The sequence below is a fragment of the Cohnella baijiui genome, from assembly GCF_020731285.1.
Lineage (GTDB): Bacteria > Bacillota > Bacilli > Paenibacillales > Paenibacillaceae > Cohnella.
In genome coordinates this window covers 59,025-78,197 of record NZ_JAJFOW010000034.1, presented here as the reverse complement: position 1 = coordinate 78,197, position 19,173 = coordinate 59,025, and the positions used below count along the sequence as shown (strand labels likewise).

The 19,173-nt window shown below is 61.6% G+C and carries 18 protein-coding genes and 1 pseudogene; 12 read left to right on the top strand and 7 right to left on the bottom strand.

Features of this window, described 5'->3' with window-relative positions; genetic code table 11:
- Positions 1 to 79: 79 nt before the first annotated feature.
- The 4 genes from LKX83_RS24265 to LKX83_RS24250 all read right to left on the bottom strand — a co-directional run bounded on the left by LKX83_RS24265 (position 80) and on the right by LKX83_RS24250 (position 5,794).
- On the bottom strand, positions 80 to 928 hold the full coding sequence (locus LKX83_RS24265; protein WP_227885419.1) for a hypothetical protein: 849 nt from the start codon (positions 926 to 928) through the stop codon (positions 80 to 82).
- Positions 921 to 3,509: an Ig-like domain-containing protein gene (locus tag LKX83_RS24260; protein WP_227885418.1), complete on the bottom strand. Its 2,589-nt coding sequence runs from the start codon at positions 3,507 to 3,509 to the stop codon at positions 921 to 923. Before LKX83_RS24260 ends, LKX83_RS24265 begins: the two co-directional genes overlap by 8 nt.
- Before the next feature lie 252 nt (positions 3,510 to 3,761).
- Positions 3,762 to 4,685: a hypothetical protein gene (locus LKX83_RS24255; RefSeq protein ID WP_227885417.1), complete on the bottom strand. Its 924-nt coding sequence runs from the start codon at positions 4,683 to 4,685 to the stop codon at positions 3,762 to 3,764.
- A gap of 173 nt (positions 4,686 to 4,858) precedes the next feature.
- Positions 4,859 to 5,794, bottom strand: coding sequence for an AraC family transcriptional regulator (locus LKX83_RS24250; RefSeq protein WP_227885416.1), 936 nt, complete (start codon positions 5,792 to 5,794; stop codon positions 4,859 to 4,861).
- A gap of 121 nt (positions 5,795 to 5,915) precedes the next feature.
- Between LKX83_RS24250 and LKX83_RS24245 the strand changes: the two genes are divergently transcribed.
- The 5 genes from LKX83_RS24245 (at position 5,916) to LKX83_RS24225 (ending at position 10,580) form a co-directional block, all read left to right on the top strand.
- The gene (locus LKX83_RS24245) at positions 5,916 to 6,977 is read left to right on the top strand and encodes a Gfo/Idh/MocA family protein (protein WP_227885415.1); all 1,062 of its coding nucleotides are present in this window, start codon (positions 5,916 to 5,918) and stop codon (positions 6,975 to 6,977) included.
- Positions 6,978 to 6,992: 15 nt separating this feature from the next.
- Positions 6,993 to 7,850 carry a sugar phosphate isomerase/epimerase family protein gene (locus LKX83_RS24240; protein WP_227885414.1) on the top strand — a complete coding sequence of 286 codons (858 nt, stop codon included), beginning with the start codon at positions 6,993 to 6,995 and terminating at the stop codon, positions 7,848 to 7,850.
- A 27-nt stretch (positions 7,851 to 7,877) separates the two neighbouring features.
- Positions 7,878 to 8,756, top strand: coding sequence for a sugar phosphate isomerase/epimerase family protein (locus tag LKX83_RS24235; protein WP_227885413.1), 879 nt, complete (start codon positions 7,878 to 7,880; stop codon positions 8,754 to 8,756).
- A 237-nt stretch (positions 8,757 to 8,993) separates the two neighbouring features.
- Positions 8,994 to 9,302 carry a metal-sulfur cluster assembly factor gene (locus tag LKX83_RS24230; protein WP_370639122.1) on the top strand — a complete coding sequence of 103 codons (309 nt, stop codon included), beginning with the start codon at positions 8,994 to 8,996 and terminating at the stop codon, positions 9,300 to 9,302.
- Positions 9,303 to 9,335: 33 nt separating this feature from the next.
- On the top strand, positions 9,336 to 10,580 hold the full coding sequence (locus LKX83_RS24225) for an MFS transporter (protein WP_227885411.1): 1,245 nt from the start codon (positions 9,336 to 9,338) through the stop codon (positions 10,578 to 10,580).
- A 167-nt stretch (positions 10,581 to 10,747) separates the two neighbouring features.
- Here the strand turns inward: LKX83_RS24225 and LKX83_RS24220 are convergent, their stop codons facing one another.
- From LKX83_RS24220 to LKX83_RS24210, 3 genes and pseudogenes are all read right to left on the bottom strand, one after another.
- A complete protein-coding gene (locus LKX83_RS24220; RefSeq protein ID WP_227885421.1) occupies positions 10,748 to 10,942 on the bottom strand; it encodes a TetR family transcriptional regulator C-terminal domain-containing protein in 195 nt (64 codons plus the stop codon).
- A 296-nt stretch (positions 10,943 to 11,238) separates the two neighbouring features.
- Positions 11,239 to 11,373 (bottom strand): annotated as a pseudogene (locus LKX83_RS24215) (hypothetical protein); the annotation flags it as partial.
- 324 nt (positions 11,374 to 11,697) lie between these two features.
- The gene (locus tag LKX83_RS24210) at positions 11,698 to 12,807 is read right to left on the bottom strand and encodes a DUF3626 domain-containing protein (RefSeq protein WP_227885410.1); all 1,110 of its coding nucleotides are present in this window, start codon (positions 12,805 to 12,807) and stop codon (positions 11,698 to 11,700) included.
- 237 nt (positions 12,808 to 13,044) lie between these two features.
- Here LKX83_RS24210 and LKX83_RS24205 point away from each other — a divergent pair, with 237 nt between their 5' ends.
- From LKX83_RS24205 to LKX83_RS24175, 7 genes are all read left to right on the top strand, one after another.
- Complete coding sequence (locus LKX83_RS24205; RefSeq protein WP_227885409.1) at positions 13,045 to 14,154, top strand: ABC transporter ATP-binding protein; 1,110 nt, start codon at positions 13,045 to 13,047, stop codon at positions 14,152 to 14,154.
- The gene (locus LKX83_RS24200) at positions 14,144 to 14,950 is read left to right on the top strand and encodes an ABC transporter permease (protein WP_227885408.1); all 807 of its coding nucleotides are present in this window, start codon (positions 14,144 to 14,146) and stop codon (positions 14,948 to 14,950) included. The genes LKX83_RS24205 and LKX83_RS24200 overlap by 11 nt, the downstream gene beginning before the upstream one ends.
- Complete coding sequence (locus LKX83_RS24195; protein ID WP_227885407.1) at positions 14,947 to 15,750, top strand: ABC transporter permease; 804 nt, start codon at positions 14,947 to 14,949, stop codon at positions 15,748 to 15,750. Before LKX83_RS24200 ends, LKX83_RS24195 begins: the two co-directional genes overlap by 4 nt.
- Positions 15,747 to 16,820 (top strand): ABC transporter substrate-binding protein, encoded by a 1,074-nt coding sequence (locus tag LKX83_RS24190; RefSeq protein WP_227885406.1) that lies wholly within the window; start codon positions 15,747 to 15,749, stop codon positions 16,818 to 16,820. Before LKX83_RS24195 ends, LKX83_RS24190 begins: the two co-directional genes overlap by 4 nt.
- A 110-nt stretch (positions 16,821 to 16,930) precedes the next feature.
- On the top strand, positions 16,931 to 17,908 hold the full coding sequence (gene msrB, locus LKX83_RS24185) for a peptide-methionine (R)-S-oxide reductase MsrB (RefSeq protein WP_227885405.1): 978 nt from the start codon (positions 16,931 to 16,933) through the stop codon (positions 17,906 to 17,908).
- 361 nt (positions 17,909 to 18,269) lie between these two features.
- On the top strand, positions 18,270 to 18,800 hold the full coding sequence (locus LKX83_RS24180) for an RDD family protein (RefSeq protein ID WP_227885404.1): 531 nt from the start codon (positions 18,270 to 18,272) through the stop codon (positions 18,798 to 18,800).
- Positions 18,801 to 18,947: 147 nt separating this feature from the next.
- On the top strand, positions 18,948 to 19,172 hold the full coding sequence (locus tag LKX83_RS24175; protein ID WP_227885403.1) for a hypothetical protein: 225 nt from the start codon (positions 18,948 to 18,950) through the stop codon (positions 19,170 to 19,172).
- Position 19,173: the final 1 nt, after the last annotated feature.

Here is a 19,173-nt window from a genome sequence, read left to right as displayed (position 1 = left end):
TCGTTTTCATACGTTTAGGGATGGAGGAGAGCTGTCTGTCGCGTGAACAGACTTAGATTTGAGATACCCTCTTTGATGGTCAATGCACGACGAACGGTTCTAAAAGGCTCTCGTCCGTCACATCCCATTCCTCTGAGAGCAGCATGTACTGTTTGCCGAAACCGGCGGCTTCAATCTCCAGCATTTCGTCATCGTGAATGACTCCGAATGGGGGAATGACCGTGTACTTGCCCGGATCCCAATTGTACCTGTCGTATATTTTGGACTTCCAGCTTACGATCGTCACGCGCCAGCCGCCGCCTTCTTCCGGGGGGAGAGGGGAGGCGCGAAGCTCTACTTCGGAATAGACGGTAAACCCGCCTAATGCGACGGTCAGCTCTTTGGCTTTGTAATCTTCATTCGTATCTTCGTAATAGAGCGTGGTTTCGCCTTTGGCCAGCAGATCGTTGGGTGCGGGGGAGACGATTTTTTGTCCGCCGAGCATGTATCGGGCCGATGAAGGAAACAACTGCTCGGGTTTGGATTTGAGCCGCCTTTCCGCTCCCTGGACGATCATTTTGCGGTGGTTATTCTTTAATTGAGCGATGATGTCGTCGTCTTGCTCGAAGTATTTCTTCGACATGGTGCGGATGCCCCCGGCGCAGCTCAGCCAATATTCCAGGTTGTCTGCCGCCAGTTCCATGCCGAGGGAGCGTCCTAGGGCGATCAATTTTCGGGTCCTCTCGAGCAATTCCCGGATGCGCGGGCTTCGCGGGACTCTGCTGCCGGAGTCGCTTAGCACCTTCAAGTTGTTCGAGAGCGCTTCCTCGCTCAATAGATCATCGCTATAGTAGAGCGACTTGTCGGACAAGGGCAGCGCCCACGGCGGATGCCACTCCTTCGACGACGTCGCCGGCGATTGCGGCTTGCCGGAAGCCCCGTCAGCCATTGCCGCCTCCTTGCCCGGCGTCCGAGCCGTCCTCCGCAGGCGGCGCCGGCGGAGCGAGGAACAGCTTGGCATAGATCTCGGCGGCGAGGCTATCCCGCTGTTCGACGATTTGCTGGGCGATCGTCTCCCGGTTCATCCGCTCGCGCGCCAGATCGTTCTCGAGGCGTTTGGTGCGATTCGTCTCCTCCTGAAGGTTTTGCGAATAGGGGTCCAGCGCGTTGCCCTGGCCGAGCAGCGCTTCGACGATGATGCCTTCGGTGCGCAGGACGTGCTTGTTGGCGGCGATGATGATGCCGGGCACCTTGATCTCCGAACCGGACGCCTCGTCGCGGTAAGTCGAGGCGTATTCTTTTTTCACGCGCAAGTAGTTCGAGTAGGGGATGTCGTTGCCTTGGTTGTCTTTCATGACGACGTCCTCGACGAACGCGTGGTGACGGTCCTTGTAGTCGAAGATGTTCACCAGCTGATGCAGGATGGACTTGCGGACGAGCGCGCGCTTGTCGGGGACGATGACGTCGGCCAGCAGGGCATCCAGCTGAGGCAGCGTCGCTTCCGTATATACAGGCTTCAGTTCGCCGTCCTTCGGCACGAACTTGAAGAAGCCGATTCGCACGTCGGTCAGATGGAGCAGCGTGATGAACTCTTGGTTCATCTGGCGGAAGACGAAGTTGAGCGTACGGCCGACGTTGATGTTCTCGATCTCGCGCACGATGGACATCTCGTTCGACGTCGTCGTTTTTTCCTCGTAGCTCGTATTGACCTGCAAGTCGCGTTTCGCGGAGGCGCTCGCCGCATGCTTCTGCACCGCGTTGGAGATGTTTTTCGCGAATTCTTCCCGAGATCCGTTCGTCCCCCCGCTCACCTCCCCGCTGATCGACGCGCTGCCGAATCCCCAACTGGCTTTGGCCGTGGCGCTGACTTTGTAATTGAAGCTCTCGTCGTAGCCCTTTTTATTCGACTGTTCGTTCTCGATCGATTTTTGCAGATCGCTCGCGCTCTCCTCGGTGAACGAATCCAGGATGCTGGACGCGCTTTTGGATGTGGTTTCGCTCTGCGTGTAGCTGCGGATGCTGATTTTCGTCTTTTCGCCCGGCAGCAGGGAGAACGTCTTCAGCGTTCGTCCCGCGCCGTAGTTGCCGAGATACGAGGACAGCTGGTAGGTCTCGACGAGAACGAGGCGTCTCAGCCGCGAGATGCTCTCCGGGATGATCGTGACCTGGATGGCGACTTGCGTCAACGTCTCGTTCCCGGCCATGTCGTATACTTTGGCGGTAAGGGTTTGGAGGCCTTGATCCTTCACCAGGATCGAGCCTTTCCATGTCGACCAGTCTCCGGGCGCCTTGGGTTGGGCTTCGACGGGGACCGGATTGCCGAGGAGAGAAAGGACGACTTTCGCGACGCCGTACTCGTCCTGCGCGGTCCCGGTCACTTCGACCATCGCGCCGTGCAGCTCGCTGCCGGTAATCTGCGCGTTGCCGGCCGGCTTGGTGATGGCGATACGCGGCATGGCCGTGTCCACGAAGACGATCAGGCTGTTCGTGTTCGTATTGTTGTTGCCGTCCGTCGCTTTGGCCGTGAGGGTGTGCCGTCCGGCCGGAAGCGAGACCGTCTTCGACCAGCTGGTCCAGCCGTTGGCGGATTCCGTCAGGACAAACGGCTGATCGTCCACCGACAGCTCGACCTTGGTCAAGGCCCGGTCGTCCGATGCCGTCCCATCAACCTTCAGCGAGACGGCGCCGTCCGTCCCTTTGAGCCATTGGCCGGCTGTCGGGGAGACGATTCGGACCGTCGGCGGCGTCGTATCCGGCTGCGGGGCCAGCGCGACCGTCACCGTGATTTGCCGTGTGGCGATCATGCCGGTCGAATGCGTTACCTTGGCCGTGATCTTGAGCGGCCCCGCCTGCGTAATGACGACGCCGGGCAGCGTCCACGCGCCGTTTGTCAGCGTGACGGTCTGGAACGCGCCGCCGGCGATCTGGACCTCCATTTTCTTGAACGAGCCGTCGCCCGAATCGATGGAGGCTCTGCCGGAAATATCGAACCGCGCGCCGGTGTACGGTCCGTTGATCGTGGCGCCGTTCGCGGGAGAGGTGATCTCGACGGAGAGGATCACCGGATCAATCTCGGGAGGCGGGTCGCCGCCGCCGCCGGGGGGGAGCATGCTGACGATCGGGCCGTCCGTAGGTTCGGCGGCCCTTAGCGCCGAGGTCAGCGCGGGCAGCGGCGGAGCGTCGTCTTCTTCCGTCGCGTCGCTATAGCGATAGGATAGCGTGCCGTAGAGGTTTTCATAGATATGCAGCGTTTTCCCGGACGAGCGCATGCGTGCGGCTTCCTCCGGGTCGATGCCGAGGCTGTTCAGCACCTCCGGCGGGTAGTCGGAGGCGATGGGCGCCGCCGAGGGCTCGGCGGATTTCGCGGCGGCGGCCAGCGAAGACGGGGCGCTTGCGTCCGCGAAATAGCTTTCGGGGAAATTCAAGTCGATGAAGTTCCGACCGCTGTAGGTCGTTCCTTCCGGTACGTTGTAGCTCAGGATCGGCGCGACGCCGCCCGGCTGCAGTTTGATCATCGGTTCCTTGGACATGCGGATTCCTCCTCGAATCGGTTAATCGTTCGTCGGGGACGAAGCGACTTTCCTATCATAGGGGAACGATTTGGAAAAAATCTCGCCTTTTGGAAAGGTTGTTACCGTCGTCATCAAATGACTTACCGGCGTCACGACGCGCCGTATGATCGCCATATGACCGTCGTCACGATGTTCGGGACGGCGGTCCTGCCGTCTTGTCCGGGCCGCGCGGAGGCAAGGGACTTCAAGACGGGCTCGGGTTTAGCGCGCTCAATCCGCGCCGCGCTCGCCGCCGCCCTGTTCCTCGAGCGCCATCCAGCGCGCGAGATCGTGCACCGCGATGCCGCCGAAGGCGGGCTCGTCCGCGTAGCGGTCGGCGATGCGGTCCGCCACCTGGCGGAATTTGGCTGCGCCTTCCTCGTGGAAGGTCAGCGAGTTCGCTTCGTCGGGGGCGACGTTAAGCCCGACGAGGACGCGCTTGTCGGCATACGACGGATTTTCGGCCGTCTGCATCATCGGCCGGACGAGCGCGAGGACGCCGTTGCTGCCTTCGGCCTGGTTGCGGTAAGACATCAGCGTGACCGAGTCGGCCGTATCCAGCATCCAGGCGTCCAGCGTCCGCTCGTCGTCCGGCAGCGTCACCTTGTCCAGCCAGAACGGCAGGTCGACGCCGGCGTGCAGTCCGTGCGCGTGCGCGAATTCGCGGTAATCCGTCATCATCTCCCGCCAACTGGCGACGACTTCTCCTTGGTCGGACTCCCAAGCGCGAAGCAAATAGGGCTCGACGTCCAGATGGATGCCCGTGAACCGGGACGCTTCGGGGACAGACGCGTTGTACGCCGCCACCCGGTCCAGAAAGGCGCGGATGCCCTTGGCGCCTTCGGGCAGCGCCCAATTCCGCTCGCCGCCCAGTGCATGCACCTCGATCTTCGCTTTCCGCGCTTCGGCGATAAAGCTCCGGTATCGCTCCGGCATGCCGGGCTTTGCCAGCTCCGCGTCCGCGTGCACGTAAACGGTTCGGACGCGATGTTCGCGCAGGAACGGGATGATCTCGCCCGGGCGTTCCGCCAGCAGCGATTCCAGATCCCACAGCCAGGTGGCTCGTTCTTCGGGCTTTGGCTTATCCGGAGAAAACAGCGGACCGATGGCGAGCGCCAGGCCGATCCCGGCAAGGACGACGGCTGCAATCAGCATGTATTTAGATGCGGATGAGAGGTTTCGAATGTTCGTTTTCATACTTCTATTGAAGCATACCGGGCCTTCGAACCCCAAGAAAATGAGGTATTTTTTATTTTTGGTCATACAGAATTTATGAGTTTTCACGTCTTTCCATTTCTGTATGACCGACGATAAAAACGTGCCGCCGTCTAGGAAGACGGCAAAGCCGTTTTTACTTGGGCGGGAGCCGCAGGCAGCTGTCCCTGTCCCGGAAGCGCGGTTTTACGCAGGGTGGAGGGCGAGACGTTTTTGTACGATTTGAACAGGCGGCTGAAATAATAAATATCGTTAAAGCCGTTCGCCGTGGCGATCTCGGCGATGGTCTTCTCCGTATGGCGAAGCTCGTACTCCGACTTGTTGATGCGGACGAAGTTGATGTAGTCGGTGACGGAGCGGTTGGTCAACTCCTTGAACACGCGGCTGAAGTGGAAGCGGCTCATTCGCGCGATCCCGGCGAGGCGGTCGACGGTCAGCCGCTCGGCGTAATGCTCCTCCACGTGCCGGAACACGGGATCGAGCCGCTCCAGCTGCCGAATGCGCGACGAATAGTCGGCCGGGGAAAAGTGGGCTGCGACATGATGGCGGAGCAGGACGGTGAGCAGCCGGTACAGCCAGGACTTGACGGCGAGCTCGTAGCCGAACTCGCGATTGCCGATCTCTTCGATAAGCGCCGCGAGGCACGCCCGGGCGTCCTGCTCGTCACGTCCGATCTTGTTGGCGAAGCGGATGCGGTTCTGCGTGATCGGGGTGATATACTTGGCCTCGACGGTGTCGACGGTATGGCTGTGCAGGAGCGCGGGATCGACGATCAGCGCATAATAGAACAAATCGTCCGACAAACTGATGCCGTGATGGAGATCGGTGCCGTTGATGACGATGAGATCGCCGGCCGCGACGTCGTAGCTCTCCGAGTTGCAGGAGAATCTCGCTTCACCTTTTACGACGTACAGAAATTCGAGGTGCTCGTGCCAATGGTGCGGGAACGTCGTGACGCCGGACTGCGCGAAACGGCAGTGATGCAGCTTCATCGGGAAAAACGGATCGGGCATATCCATCGGTTCGCGGAGCGCGGGCGACTTGTCCATTCGGTTCACCTCATCATCGCACAATTTTACAAAACTATAGCAAAGTCGTTCATGGTCCTTTCCCTCCTTTCATTTTATAGTACGAGGTGAGAAAAGGATAGCCGAGAGGAGCGAATTGGCATTGACGGAGAAATTAAAGGTAGGCGTCATTGGGACAGGCTCGATATCGCAAGCGCATTTGGACGCATATAAGCAAAATCCCGCGGTCGACTTGGTCGCGATCTGCGATCAGGTGAAGGAGCGGGCCGAGGAAGTCGCCCGCAAATACGGCGCTTCCCGCGTATACACGGACTATCGCGAGCTGCTCGCGGACCCGGACGTGCAGGCGGTAAGCATCTGCACCTGGAACTACACGCACGCCGAGATCAGCATCGCGGCGATCCAAGCAGGCAAGCACGTGCTCGTGGAAAAGCCGCTCGCCATGACGGTCGAGCAGGCGCTCGAAATTCAATCGGCCGTTCGCGCATCGAATCGGATCCTGCAAGTCGGCTTCGTTCGCCGCTGCGACCCGAACGCCCAAATGCTCCGCCGGTTCGCCGAGAGCGGCGAGTTCGGCGAGCTCTATTACGCCAAGGCTTCGCTCATCCGCCGGCTCGGCAATCCGGGCGGCTGGTTCGCGGACAAATCGCGTTCGGGCGGCGGCCCGCTGATCGACATCGGCGTACACGTCATCGACCTCATCTGGTATTTGATGGGCAAGCCCAAGGTCAAATCGGTCAGCGGCAACGTCTATAACAAGCTGGGCAACCGTTCGAACGTCAAAGGCCTGAGCTTCTACAAAGCGGCGGACTACGATCCGACGGTCAATACGGTCGAGGATATGGCGAACGCGCTCATCCGCTTCGAGAACGGGGCTTCCCTCCTGGTCGACGTGAGCTACACGCTGCACGCGATGAAGGACGAGAGCTCGGTCAAAGTATACGGAACGAAGGGCGGCTTCGAAATCGATCCCGAGGTGCAGTACACGACCGAACGTCACGACACGATCGTCAACGTCAGCCCGCAGACGGACAACAAAGGCTTCAACTTCGCCAAAGCATTCCAGGCGGAGATCGATCTGTTCGTCTCGGCCGTCCTCGAAGGCAAGGAACCGATCAGCCCGGTAGAGGACGGCGTCGAGATCACGAAGATTTTGCGGGCGGTGTACGAGTCCGCGGAGCAAGGCAAAGAAATCCACTTCTAGGACGGAGGGCGACAGATGAAGCTCGGACTTAGCACGTACAGCCTGGCGCGCGAGATTCAGTCCGGCGCCATGAGCGCGACGGACGTCGTCGCCTGGATCGCGGATCACGGCGGCGAGCACGTGGAGATCGTGCCGATCGGCTACAGCCTGAAGGACAATCCCGAACTCATCGGCGCCATCCGCGCCAAGGCCGACGCCGTCGGCATCGAGATTTCGAACTACGCGGTCGGGGGCAACTTCGTCACGGACGACGAGGCGGCTTTCGAAGCGGAGATCGCGCGGCTGAAAGGCGAAGTCGACATCGCGCACGCGCTAGGCGTGAAGCTGATGCGCCACGACGTCGCTTCCCGGCAGGATACGTCGGTGGAGCTGTTCGTGCGCGAGCTGCCCAAGCTGGCGGAGGCCTGCCGCCGAATCGCCGACTATGCGGCCGGCTACGGCATCGTCACGAGCGTGGAGAACCACGGCTACTACATCCAGGCGAGCGATCGCGTGCTCGCGCTCATCGACGCGGTCGGACGCGACAACTACAAGCTGACCCTCGACGTGGGGAACTTCATGTGCGCGGACGAGAATTCCGTCGCCGCGGTCAAGCGGACGATCCGCGCGGCTTCGATGGTCCATCTCAAGGACTTCTATCTACGTCCTGCGGCCCAGCCGCCTGGCGAAGGATGGTTCCAGACGATCTCGGGCAATTACCTGCGCGGCGCCGTCCTCGGCAACGGGGACATCGACATGCGGGCGGTGCTGCAGGCAGTCAAGTCCTCGGGCTACGACGGCTATCTGTCGCTGGAGTTCGAAGGCGTCGAGGATTGCAAGTACGGGGCCCGCGTCGGCCTGGCCAACGCGCGCCGGCTGTGGGACGAAGCCTAATCGAGCGATAGGGAGGAGACTGTACACATGGTCAAAGTAACGAATCCGATCGGCGTCATCGTCGACAGCTTCCGCGTCGGCGTGCGCGAAGGCTTGCGCAAGGCGAAGGAAGTCGGCGCGAACGGCGTGCAGATCTACGCGGTCAGCGGCGAGATGGACCCGGACAATCTGTCCGCGGAACAGCGCAAGGAACTGCGCGAGTATATCGCTTCCCTGGGGCTTCATATTTCCGCCCTTGTCGGCGATCTCGGCGGTCATGGCTTCCAGGACCGCAAGGAGAACGCCTGGAAGATCGAGAAGTCCAAAAAAATTCTCGACCTCGCCGTCGAGCTCGGCACGAACGTCGTGACGACGCATATCGGCATGGTGCCGGAAGAAAAGGACAGCGACGTCTACAAAGCGATGCAGGAAGCATGCGAGGAGCTCAGCACGTATGCGAGCAGCCTGAACGCGTACTTCGCCATCGAGACGGGACCGGAAACGGCAGCCCGGCTCAAGGAGTTCCTCGACACGCTCAGCACGAACGGCGTCTCGGTCAACTTCGACCCGGCCAACATGGTCATGGTCACGGGAGACGATCCGGTGCAAGGCGTCTACACGCTTCGCGACTATATCGTCCATACGCACGCCAAAGACGGCGTTCGCCTGAAAGAGACGGACCCCCGCAACATCTACGGCTCCCTCGGTTACGAGCCGATGGATCACGACAAGCTGGCGCAGATGGTCGAGTCGGGCGAGTTTTTCCGCGAAGTGCCGCTTGGCGAGGGCAAGGTCGACTGGCCGGCCTACCTGCAGGCGCTGCAGGACATCGGCTACACGGGCTATCTCACGATCGAGCGGGAGGTCGGCGCGCAGCCGGAGGCGGACATCGCCAAAGCCGTGAAGTTCCTGGAGCAGTACAAGTAAATCGCATATTCGGTCCGCTCATCGGCCGTCGGTTCCTCGTGCGAGGAAACGGCGGCTTTTTGGCATGCCCGCTCCTCCCGGCATCCGCCGAGTCGGTCGGCCAGGCCGGGTCAGGGCAAAACCGCAGCCGCCGCATAGGTCCGTCCCCGGGGGACAAAATAGTGGGGTTGACGTATGCGTCCCTACTGGACAGCCGGAGGCGACGAGCGGACTTGAACCGACGGGGAGATGAATGAGGTGGTAAAAGAAGGCGACGTTTGGACGGCGATCGAAGCTGTGCGGGATCCCGAAGTTGGTGCCGGTATCGTGGACCTCGGGCTGGTGTACGAAGTGCAATGCGAGGAGGACGGCCGCGTGCGCATCGAGATGACGCTGACCGTGCCGGAGTGTCCGCTGGCGGATTACATCGTCCGGGAGGTCAAGGAAGCCGCGGCTGCCGTGCCCGGCGTGTCGGCCGTCGATGTGGCGCTCGTGTGGGAGCCCAAATGGACGCCCGCGATGATGAACGACCAGGCGAGGGAGGACATTCGCGCGCTTTCGATCTGATCTCGATATCGACTTTGGAGAGGGGCTCCTGCCGTGGCGGCACAGAAAAAGAAGCGGGATTTGCTGGCCCTCGCCACCATTCCCCTGATGATGACGCTGGGCAACTCCATGCTGATTCCGATTCTCCCGTCTTTGCGGAAGGAGCTGCATGTCGGATCGCTACAGGTCAGCCTGATCATTACGGTTTATTCGGTGGTCGCGATTTTCCTCATCCCGATCGCCGGCTTTCTCTCCGATCGCATCGGCCGCAAGAAGGTGATCATCCCCAGTCTGGCGATCACCGGAGCGGGCGGGCTCGTGGCCGGACTCGCCGCTTGGTGGAGCGATCATTCGTACGGCTGGATCCTGGCCGGGCGGCTGTTGCAGGGCATCGGCGCGGCGGGATCGGCTCCGATCGTCATCCCGCTGGTCGGCGATATGTTCAAGCAGGAGTCGGAGGTGAGCGCGGGACTGGGGCTGATCGAGACCGCGAACACGTTCGGCAAAGTGCTGAGTCCGATTTTGGGCTCGCTGCTGGCCGTCCTCGTCTGGTTTTTGCCGTTCTTCGCGATTCCGGTCATCAGCGTGCTGTCTCTGATCCTGGTCGCCGTCTTGGTGAAGGTGCCCAAGAAGGGCGAGGAGGAGCCGCAGACGCTGAAGCGGTTTTTCGCCTCGATCAAGAGCGTATTTGGCCAGAAAGGAAAATGGCTCTACGCCATCTTCGCGGTCGGCGGCATCTGCATGTTTTTGGTGTTCGGCTCGCTGTTCTTTTTGTCCCAGGTTCTGGAGGATCGTTACGGCATCCACGGCGTTGCCAAAGGCGGACTGCTGGCGATTCCGACGGCGGCCTTGTGCATCAGCTCGTTCGCGGCGGGCAAGTGGATCGGCGAGAACAAGCTGCGGATGAAATGGCTGAACCTGGCCGGCGCCGTCGTCGTGGCGGCCGCGATGTTCTGCTGCGGGTGGTTCCGCACCGGCTCGATTCTGTGGCTGTTCGTCTTTCTGTCGCTTGGCGGGGCGGGGATCGGAGCGGCGCTGCCCTGTCTGGACGCCCTGATTACGGAAGGCATCGAGAAAAAGCAGCGGGGGACGGTTACGGCGATCTACAGCAGCATGCGCTTCATCGGGGTGGCGGCGGGACCGCCCGCCGCGTCTCTCCTGCTGGATCAGTCCCATCGCCTGCTCTTCTTCACGATGGCCGCGCTGGGTATCGTATCGGCGCTGCTCGCCGCCTTCGCGATCAAGCCGAGGGAGGCGAAGCCGGGCCCTGCGCCGAAGGGGCGGCTGGCAGAGACGTGAGGCGGCGGGATGACAGAACGAATCGACAGGGAAAAGAAGGGGCCTCCGCTTCCGCGCCATGCGCGGCAAGGGAGGCCTTTTCGTTGTGGTGCCTGCCGTCTAGCGAGAGCTACAGTTGGAGCGTTCTGCTCCAACTGTGGCGGCGCCGGTTCCCGTCATACCCCCGTCTACGATTGCTTCGCCTCCTCGTTCAGCCCCATCGCCCGATAGATGCCCAGCATGGACAACCTCGTCATCTGCAGCGCCATATAATGCGCGGAGAACACCATCTGCTGCGACAGCCAGGTTCGGATGCTGCCCATCGTCGAGGCGCTGAGATAGTCGAGAAGGATGTCGAGGGGCACGAGCAGCTTCTGGTCCATCCGGATCGAGGCGATGCGGTGGCAAAATAGCTCTCGCGGATCACCTGGTGCATGCGTCCGGGAAAATCGCCCGGTACCGGGCGGGCGAGCATCGTTCCGAAGAAGGCGTGATGCTTCGCCAGGTGCTCGAACAAGGCGGCGTAGAAGGGATCGATGCGGTCGAAATCCGGCTCGTAGCCTTGAACGGATCCGGGACGGAGCAAGTCGGCCAGGACGGCCAGGCGTTTCTGGACGAGTTTCTCCAGCAGATCGAATTTGTCCTGATAATGGGCATAAAACGTCGAACGGTTGATATTGCTCCGCTCGGTGATGTCCTTGACGACGACGTCCGAAAAATCCCGTTCGGCGAGCAGGGAGAGAAGCGCTTCCGCGATGCTCTGACGGGTGCGGTGGATGCGGCGGTCGTCCGGCGACGCAAAAGATTGCGGCATGATCATGCCTCCCATAAAAGCAACAGTCATGATCCAAGCGTCGGCTAACCGACACCCGATAGGACAGACGACGGCTGAGTTTCGGCGGCAAGCGCAGCATTCGGACACGCGTCAGCACCGAAGTGCGAAGCGCGCGAAGACACACATTCGTCGCGTCCATACCGATAAGTTTCCGATAGCCGACAGGAGTCGCCGAAGTGTTCGTTAACCGCCATTATCCGGCGAAATGATCGCGAACAACGAGCTGCCGGAGCACAAAAAGGCAGCGTCGGGCGCGCGGTGACCTTAGCGGAGGGGGAGATGCACAATAGTCGATTTTTTCGACTAACTCCCACCATCTTGTCCCACGCTATGCCCGAACCGCACGAGGACGTGCCAGAGCTGCTTGAAGTGCTGGAACGTCTCGTCCGGCGGAGCCCAATCCTGCCAGCGCTCGGGCTCGCGAAACGCCGATGCCGCGGCGCGCCCGATCGCGGCCGCGTCGAGCCAGCCGGGCGCGGCCGCGACAAGGTCCACGCGGCGGGCGAAGGGCGGCATGGCCGGTCCCCGGAAGTCGTCCGGCACGCGCGCCGTCTCCAGCCGGAAGCCGGCGTGCCAGCGGAGGCCGAACCCATACCGTGCCGCCATGTCGGCCAGCGCGGCACCGGTATCCGTGCCCCGGTAGGAGGGATCGGCGACGAGCGCTTCCACGTCGGAAGCCAGGTCGATCTCCCCGTGGACCTGCGCTTCGATGTAGTCGTCCAGCGCGCGGCCGACCGGGCCGGCGCCCGGATTGAGGCGTTCGGTCGAAGCGGCGCGCAGAAGCTCCAGGAACGCGCCCGGATCCAGCGGAGCGACGCCGAGGGCGGCGCGATCCGCCTCGATCCGCCGCAGCAGCGCGGCGAGCAGCGGCAGAAGCGTGTCGCGCGTGCCGACGTGCTCGGGTCCGAGGTGGCTGTCGCCCAACGTAAACGTGCACCGGTCCGAGACCTCCGGGCGCAGAATAACGTAGCAAGAACCGAAGCGGGGGGCGGCCCCGTCCGCATGGCGCAGCAGATGGAGCGCGCCGTACTTGGGCCGCGAATCGCCCCCCGCATCGGGCGCATGGTACGCGCCGCCGAACAGCTGCCGTTCCCAGCGGTCCCGATCTCCGCCGGGGTAGGCGGTCCGGCTGCCGTTCGTCACGCGCGTCTCGAACTGGCTGCGGTATCGTCCAGACCGCAGCATCCCTTCCGCCACGCTGATCCCTTCGGGCAGCAAGCGGTCCGGGTGAAAATTCAGCGTGACGCGGGCGCGCCGCCCGATCCCGCTCAAGATCCCGATCCCTTCCTCGGCAGAGACGCCCGCGCGGGCGCAAATCTCCGCGATGCTCTCCTGCGCCCGAGTCTGCAGCGGCGCCGCGGAGGCTCGCGTATAGCGGAGCGCTTCCGCCTGGGCTTGCGTAAGCTTTTTCATCGCTCCTCTCCCCCTCTCCAGGCTCCGGTCGCCCGATCCGTTTCCTTATATGAAATCACAGCGCCGCCTAGGCTACAAGAGCCGCAGGAGGGGTTTCCACCGGTTCCCACCCGCGCAAAAACGAGCGAAACCGCGAAAATCGCCGACCCATCCGCTTTTTTCGTCCTTTAAGGTTGCCAAAGGCGGGTAAAAGGCGATAATGGTATCTAGCGACTACTTGTTAGGTGGGAATTATACATGTCTATCGATCAACCGATCATCCGGTTTGAACAAGTCACCAAGCGCTACGACGACGGCGAAACGGTGCTGAAGTCCGTCAGCTTCGAGATCGAGCGCGGCAAGTTCTATACGCTGCTCGGCCCTTCGGGCTGCGGCAAGACGACGATTCTGCGGCTGATCGCGGGATTCATGGAGCCCTCGGAAGGCGGGATCCTGTTCGACGGCAAGGTGATCAACCGCGTCCCGGCGAACGAGCGTCTCGTCAATACGGTGTTCCAGGATTACGCGCTGTTCCCGCATCTGAACGTCTTCGAGAACGTCGCCTTCGGCCTGCGCATCAAGAAGATGAAGCAGGCGGAGATCGAAGCCAAAGTGCTGGAGGCGCTGCGCTTCGTCAATCTCAAAGGCTACGAGAAGCGGGAGATTACGGAGCTGTCCGGCGGGCAGCGGCAGCGCGTCGCGATCGCGCGGGCGATCGTGAACGAGCCCCAGGTGCTGCTGCTGGACGAGCCCCTCTCCGCGCTCGACCTGAAGCTGCGCACGGAGATGCAATACGAGCTGCGCGAGCTGCAGCGGCGGCTCGGCATCACCTTTATTTTCGTCACCCACGACCAGGAGGAAGCGCTGGCCATGTCGGACGAGATCTTCGTCATGAAGGAGGGCACGATCCAGCAGAGCGGCTCGCCTACCGACATCTACGACGAGCCGATCAACCGGTTCGTCGCGGACTTCATCGGGGAGTCGAACATCGTGCCGGGCCACATGGTGGAGGACTACGTCGTCCGGTTCGCGGACCAGACGTTCGAATGCGTCGACGGCGGCCTGCGCCCGAACGAGCCGGTCGAGATCGTCATCCGTCCCGAGGACCTCGAGATCACGACGCCGGAACGGGGCAAGCTGCAGGTGAAGGTCGACACGCAGCTGTTCCGCGGGGTGCACTACGAGATCGTGGGTTACGACGAGGCGGGCAACGAGTGGATGGTGCACTCGACCAAGAAGGTCGAGGTCGGCGTGCGGATCGGACTCGACTTCGACCCCGAGGCGATCCACGTCATGCGCTTCGGCGAAACCGAAGAGGAGTTCGACAAGCGGCTCCTCGCGTACGAGGAGAGCGGACATGACCAATAGAGCGCGCAACGTCTATCTCGTCCCGTACTTGCTGTGGATGGCGCTGTTCATCGTCATCCCGATCGCGCTCATCGTCTACGATTCCTTTTTCGACGTCGAAGGTCAGTTCACGCTTGGCAATTACGGCAAGTTCCTGACGCCGATCTACTTGCGCATGACGGCCAGCTCGATCTGGTACGCGCTGCTGATCACCGTCTTCTCGCTGCTCGTGGCCTATCCGGCGGCGTATGCGCTCACCCGGATGAAGCATAAGCAGCTGTGGCTGCTGCTGCTCATTCTGCCAAGCTGGGTCAACCTGCTGCTCAAGGTGTACGCCTTCCTGGGCATCTTCGGCACGTACGGCTTCGTCAACGGCGTGCTCGAGACGCTCGGCATCGGCCGGCACCAAATTTTGTTTACGGACTTCAGCTTCGTCTTCGTCTCGGTGTACATCTTTATCCCGTTCATGATCCTGCCGATCTACAACGCCCTGGAGGATCTGAGCCCGTCGCTCGTCTTCGCGGCGCGGGACCTGGGCGCTTCGGCCTGGACGACGTTCCGGCGGGTCGTGTTCCCGCTGACGCTGGACGGGGTCAAGGCCGGCTGCCAGGCCGTCTTCATCCCGGCGCTGTCGCTGTTCATGATCACGCGCCTCGTCGCGGGCAACCGCGTCATCACGCTCGGCACGGCGATCGAGCAGCACTTTCTCGTGACGCAGGACTGGGGCATGGGGGCGGCGATCGCGGTCTTCCTGATTCTCGCGATGGTCGTCATCATGATCGTCACCGGCAAGCGGCAGAAGGGAGGCGCCCGATGAAAAAGTCGAAGCGCGCGTCCTCCGTTTATTTGGCCGCCATCTTCGTCATTTTGTACGCCCCGATCTTCTATCTGGTGTACTATTCGTTCAACAGCGGCGGGTCGATGCACGGGTACGAAGGCTTTACGCTCGAATACTACGGCGAAGTGTTCCGGGATACCCGCCTACTCATCATCGTGCTGAACACGGTGATCATCGCCCTGCTCTCGTCGGCGATCTCGACGATCCTCGGCGTGCTCGGAGCGTTGGCTATCCGCCGCGTTCGCAGCCGCAGGGCGCAGAACTCGCTCCTTTCGATGAACAACGTGCTGATCGTCAGCCCCGACGTCATCATCGGCGCCTCGTTCCTCATCCTGTTCACGATGGCGGGCATCAAGCTCGGCTTCACGTCCGTGCTGCTGTCGCACATCGCTTTCAGCGTGCCGATCGTCGTGCTCATGGTGCTGCCCAAGCTGCAGGAGATGAGCCCGTCGCTCCTCGACGCGGCGCGGGATCTCGGCGCGAACGGCTGGCAGGTGCTGACGCGGGTCGTCGTGCCGTTCATCAAGCCGGGCATCTTCGCGGGCTTTTTCATGGCGTTGACCTATTCGCTGGACGACTTCGCCGTGACGTTTTTCGTGACGGGCAACGGCTTTTCGACCTTGTCGGTCGAAATTTACTCGCGGGCGCGCCAAGGCATCTCCCTGTCGATCAACGCGCTGTCGACGCTCATCTTCCTGTTCACGGTGCTGGTCGTCCTCGGTTACTACTGGCTGAACCGCAGGAGCGCCAAACGGCTCGGGGTGGGGGTGCCGAAATGAAGGAGCTCGTCCGTCTGTTCCTTGCCGTCCTGGTCGTCGCCTTCGGCCTGATGTACGCCGTTTCCGCGCTGAACAAGTCGCAGGGCTACTCGGGCGCGAACACGCTGACCGTCTACAACTGGGGCGACTACATCGATCCCGCGCTGATCTCCGAATTCGAGAAGGAGACGGGCATCAAGGTCATCTACCAAACATTCGACTCCAACGAAGCGATGATGACCAAGATCGCCCAGGGCGGCACGACCTTCGACGTGAGCATCCCGTCCGAGTACGCGATCAGCAAGATGAAGGCCGACAACCTGCTGCTGCCGCTCGATCACGCGAAGCTGCCCAATCTGAAGTACATCGATCCGCGCTACCTCGATCTGGACTTCGATCCGGGCAACGCCTATTCGATCCCGTACTTCTGGGGGACGGTCGGCATCGTCTACAACCCCGAGCTCGTCGGCGATTTGAAGTTCGACAGCTGGCAGGATCTGTGGGATCCGTCGTTGAAAAACAACATCCTGCTCGTCGACAGCGCGCGAGAGGTGATCGGGATGGGGCTGAACAGCCTTGGCTATTCGTTGAACGATCGTAACGAGGACCACCTTCAGGAGGCGCTGCGCAAGCTCAAGACGCTGACGCCCAACGTGAAGGCGCTCGTCGGCGACGAGATCAAGATGCTGCTCGCCAACGAGGAAGCCGCCGTCGGGCTCGTCTGGTCCGGCGACGCCTCGGAGATCATGGACGAGAACGACAAGCTGGACTACGTCATTCCGAAGGAAGGGTCCAACCTGTGGTTCGACAACATGGTCATCCCGAAGACGGCGCGCAACATCGAGGGGGCGCACCGCTTCATCAACTTCATGCTCGATCCGAAGCATGCCGCCCGGAACGCCGAGTACGTCGGCTACGCGACGCCGAACGCCGAAGCGATGAAGTATTTGCCGGAGGAGATCGCGAGCGACGAGCGGTTTTACCCGAAGCCCGAGATCACGGACAAGCTCGAGGTGTACGCCAATCTGGGCAAAAAAATGCTTTCGCACTACAACGAGCTGTTCCTCGAGTTCAAGATGCACAAAAAATAGGCATGGCGGCCGCCGTCGGGCCGTCCGGGAGCGAAGGTGTACCTTCGCTCCTTCTTTGTTACAATAGAGGGACAGAGATCCATCAAGGAGAAGGAAGCGAGGGAGAACAGATGAGCGAACAAGGGCAAAAGGAGCTCGCGACATTCGCGGGCGGGTGTTTCTGGTGCATGGTGACGCCGTTCGAGGAACTGCCGGGCATTCTTGGAATCGTATCGGGCTATACCGGCGGCCATGTGGAAAATCCGACCTACGAGCAGGTGTGCTCCGAGACGACTGGCCATGCGGAGGCCGTGCAGATCGCGTTCGATCCGGAAGTGTTTCCGTACGCCAAGCTGCTGGACATCTACTGGCAGTCGGTCGATCCGACGGATGCGGGCGGGCAGTTTTTCGACCGGGGCGAATCCTATCGTCCGGCGATCTTTTATCATAACGAGTCGCAGCGCCAGCAGGCCGAGGCGACCAAGCAAGCGCTCCAGGAGAGCGGCCGCTTCGACCGACCGATCGTCGTCGCCGTCGAGCCCGCGGGCGTCTTTTACCCGGCGGAGGAGTACCATCAGGACTACCACAAGAAAAATCCGCTGCGCTACAAGATGTACCGCAAAGGCTCCGGCCGCGACGCGTTCCTGAAGGAGCATTGGCGCACCGACAAGGACAAGGCCGAGCTGAAGGATCGGCTGACGCCGATCCAATACGAGGTCACGCAGAACAGCGCGACGGAGCCCCCGTTCCGCAACGAGTTCTGGGACAATCACCGCGAAGGGCTGTACGTCGACATCGTTTCCGGCACGCCGCTGTTCAGCTCGCGCGACAAATACGATTCCGGCTGCGGCTGGCCGAGCTTCACGCGCCCGATCGACGAAGGCAGCGTCAAGGAAGAGGAAGACTTCAGCCACAACATGTTCCGCACCGAAGTCCGCAGCCGCGAGGCCGACTCGCACCTCGGACACGTCTTTAACGACGGGCCGCCGGAAGAGGGCGGATTGCGGTACTGCATTAACTCCGCGGCGCTCCGGTTCATCCCGGCCGAAGACCTGGAGAAGGAAGGCTACGGCCGCTACGCCCGGCTGTTCGACCGGTCCTCCTCCTGAACCAGCCATACGCCAAAAAGCGGGATGCGCCGCATCCCGCTTTTTGCCTGTCCCGGCCCGATTCGCGCCGGGATTTTTTGCCGTCCCGCCGGACCGCCGCAGCCGCTAGGAACCGCTCGTGATGCGCTCCGGGACGAAGGTTCCGCCTGCTCAGTGGTTGTTGCCGGACGAGTTGCCCTTTTTGTCGGACGATCGGGTCGTCGTGTTTTTGTTGCCGTGCCCTTGCTGTTTGGCCATGGACGAATTCCCTCCTTTTCCGTATGATGCCAATAGGGTGCCCGAGCGGCGGACGCTTATGAGCGTAATGAAGGACATTCGCGTACGGGACATTTCCATTTGTTTCATCCATGGAGGGAATTCGATGCAAATAAAGTCTCAAGCCGGCCTCGCGCCGGTCGGCGCGCGTTTGCGGGCGTTTTTGTGGGATTACTTGATCATCGCCGGGTATCTCGTTCTGCTTTCCGGATTGTCTTCCGTGGCTCGTTCCCACCTGGCCGGGTGGTTCTCGGCAGGACCGGTCCGGGCGGAGCTGGCCGGGTTCGCGCTGCTCACGCTTCCGGTGCTGCTGTACTTCGCGATTTGCGAAGGGCGGGGCGCCCATGCCACTTGGGGCAAACGAAAATGCGGGCTTGCGGTCGTCCGCGCCGGGGGAGGGGACATCGGACTCGGCCGCTCGCTCCTGCGCTCCGCTCTCAAATTTCTGCCTTGGGAGCTGGCTCACTTTACGGTGTGGCGGATGGCGCTTCCCTCCAATACGCCGGCAGCCGTCATTTACGCGCTATTAGGCGTCGTCTACGGGTTGGTTTTGCTTTATCTGTTGAGCCCTTATACCAACCGCGGCAGACGCACGGTCTACGATCTCCTCTCGGGGACGGCCGTCGTCCGCCGTTAACCGGAGACGGCAGGTCACGGGTCATTCTTCCGCGGATCGCAAGCCCATCCCGGGGGACGGGCTCTTTTTCGCTTGGCAGTGAAACAGGGTTCGGGTATCATGCGTATGATTGGCATGCGCTTTTTTCCGGAAGAGGAGGAAATCGGATTGGAAAAAGGGATTACGGTCCATCTGCTGGAAAAGCAGCCGGGCGGGGACATCGTGAAGATCGACGAGCGTTACTGGTCGGCGGACATGCTGGCCGCCCTGCACCACGTCAACTACCTGACCGTAGGCGGGAAGGAATACGAGACGCTGGAGGGCCGGCTGAACGTGGACGCGCAATCGATCGAGCTGCTTCTGGCCGCCGTAAGGCATGGACAATCGATCTGAC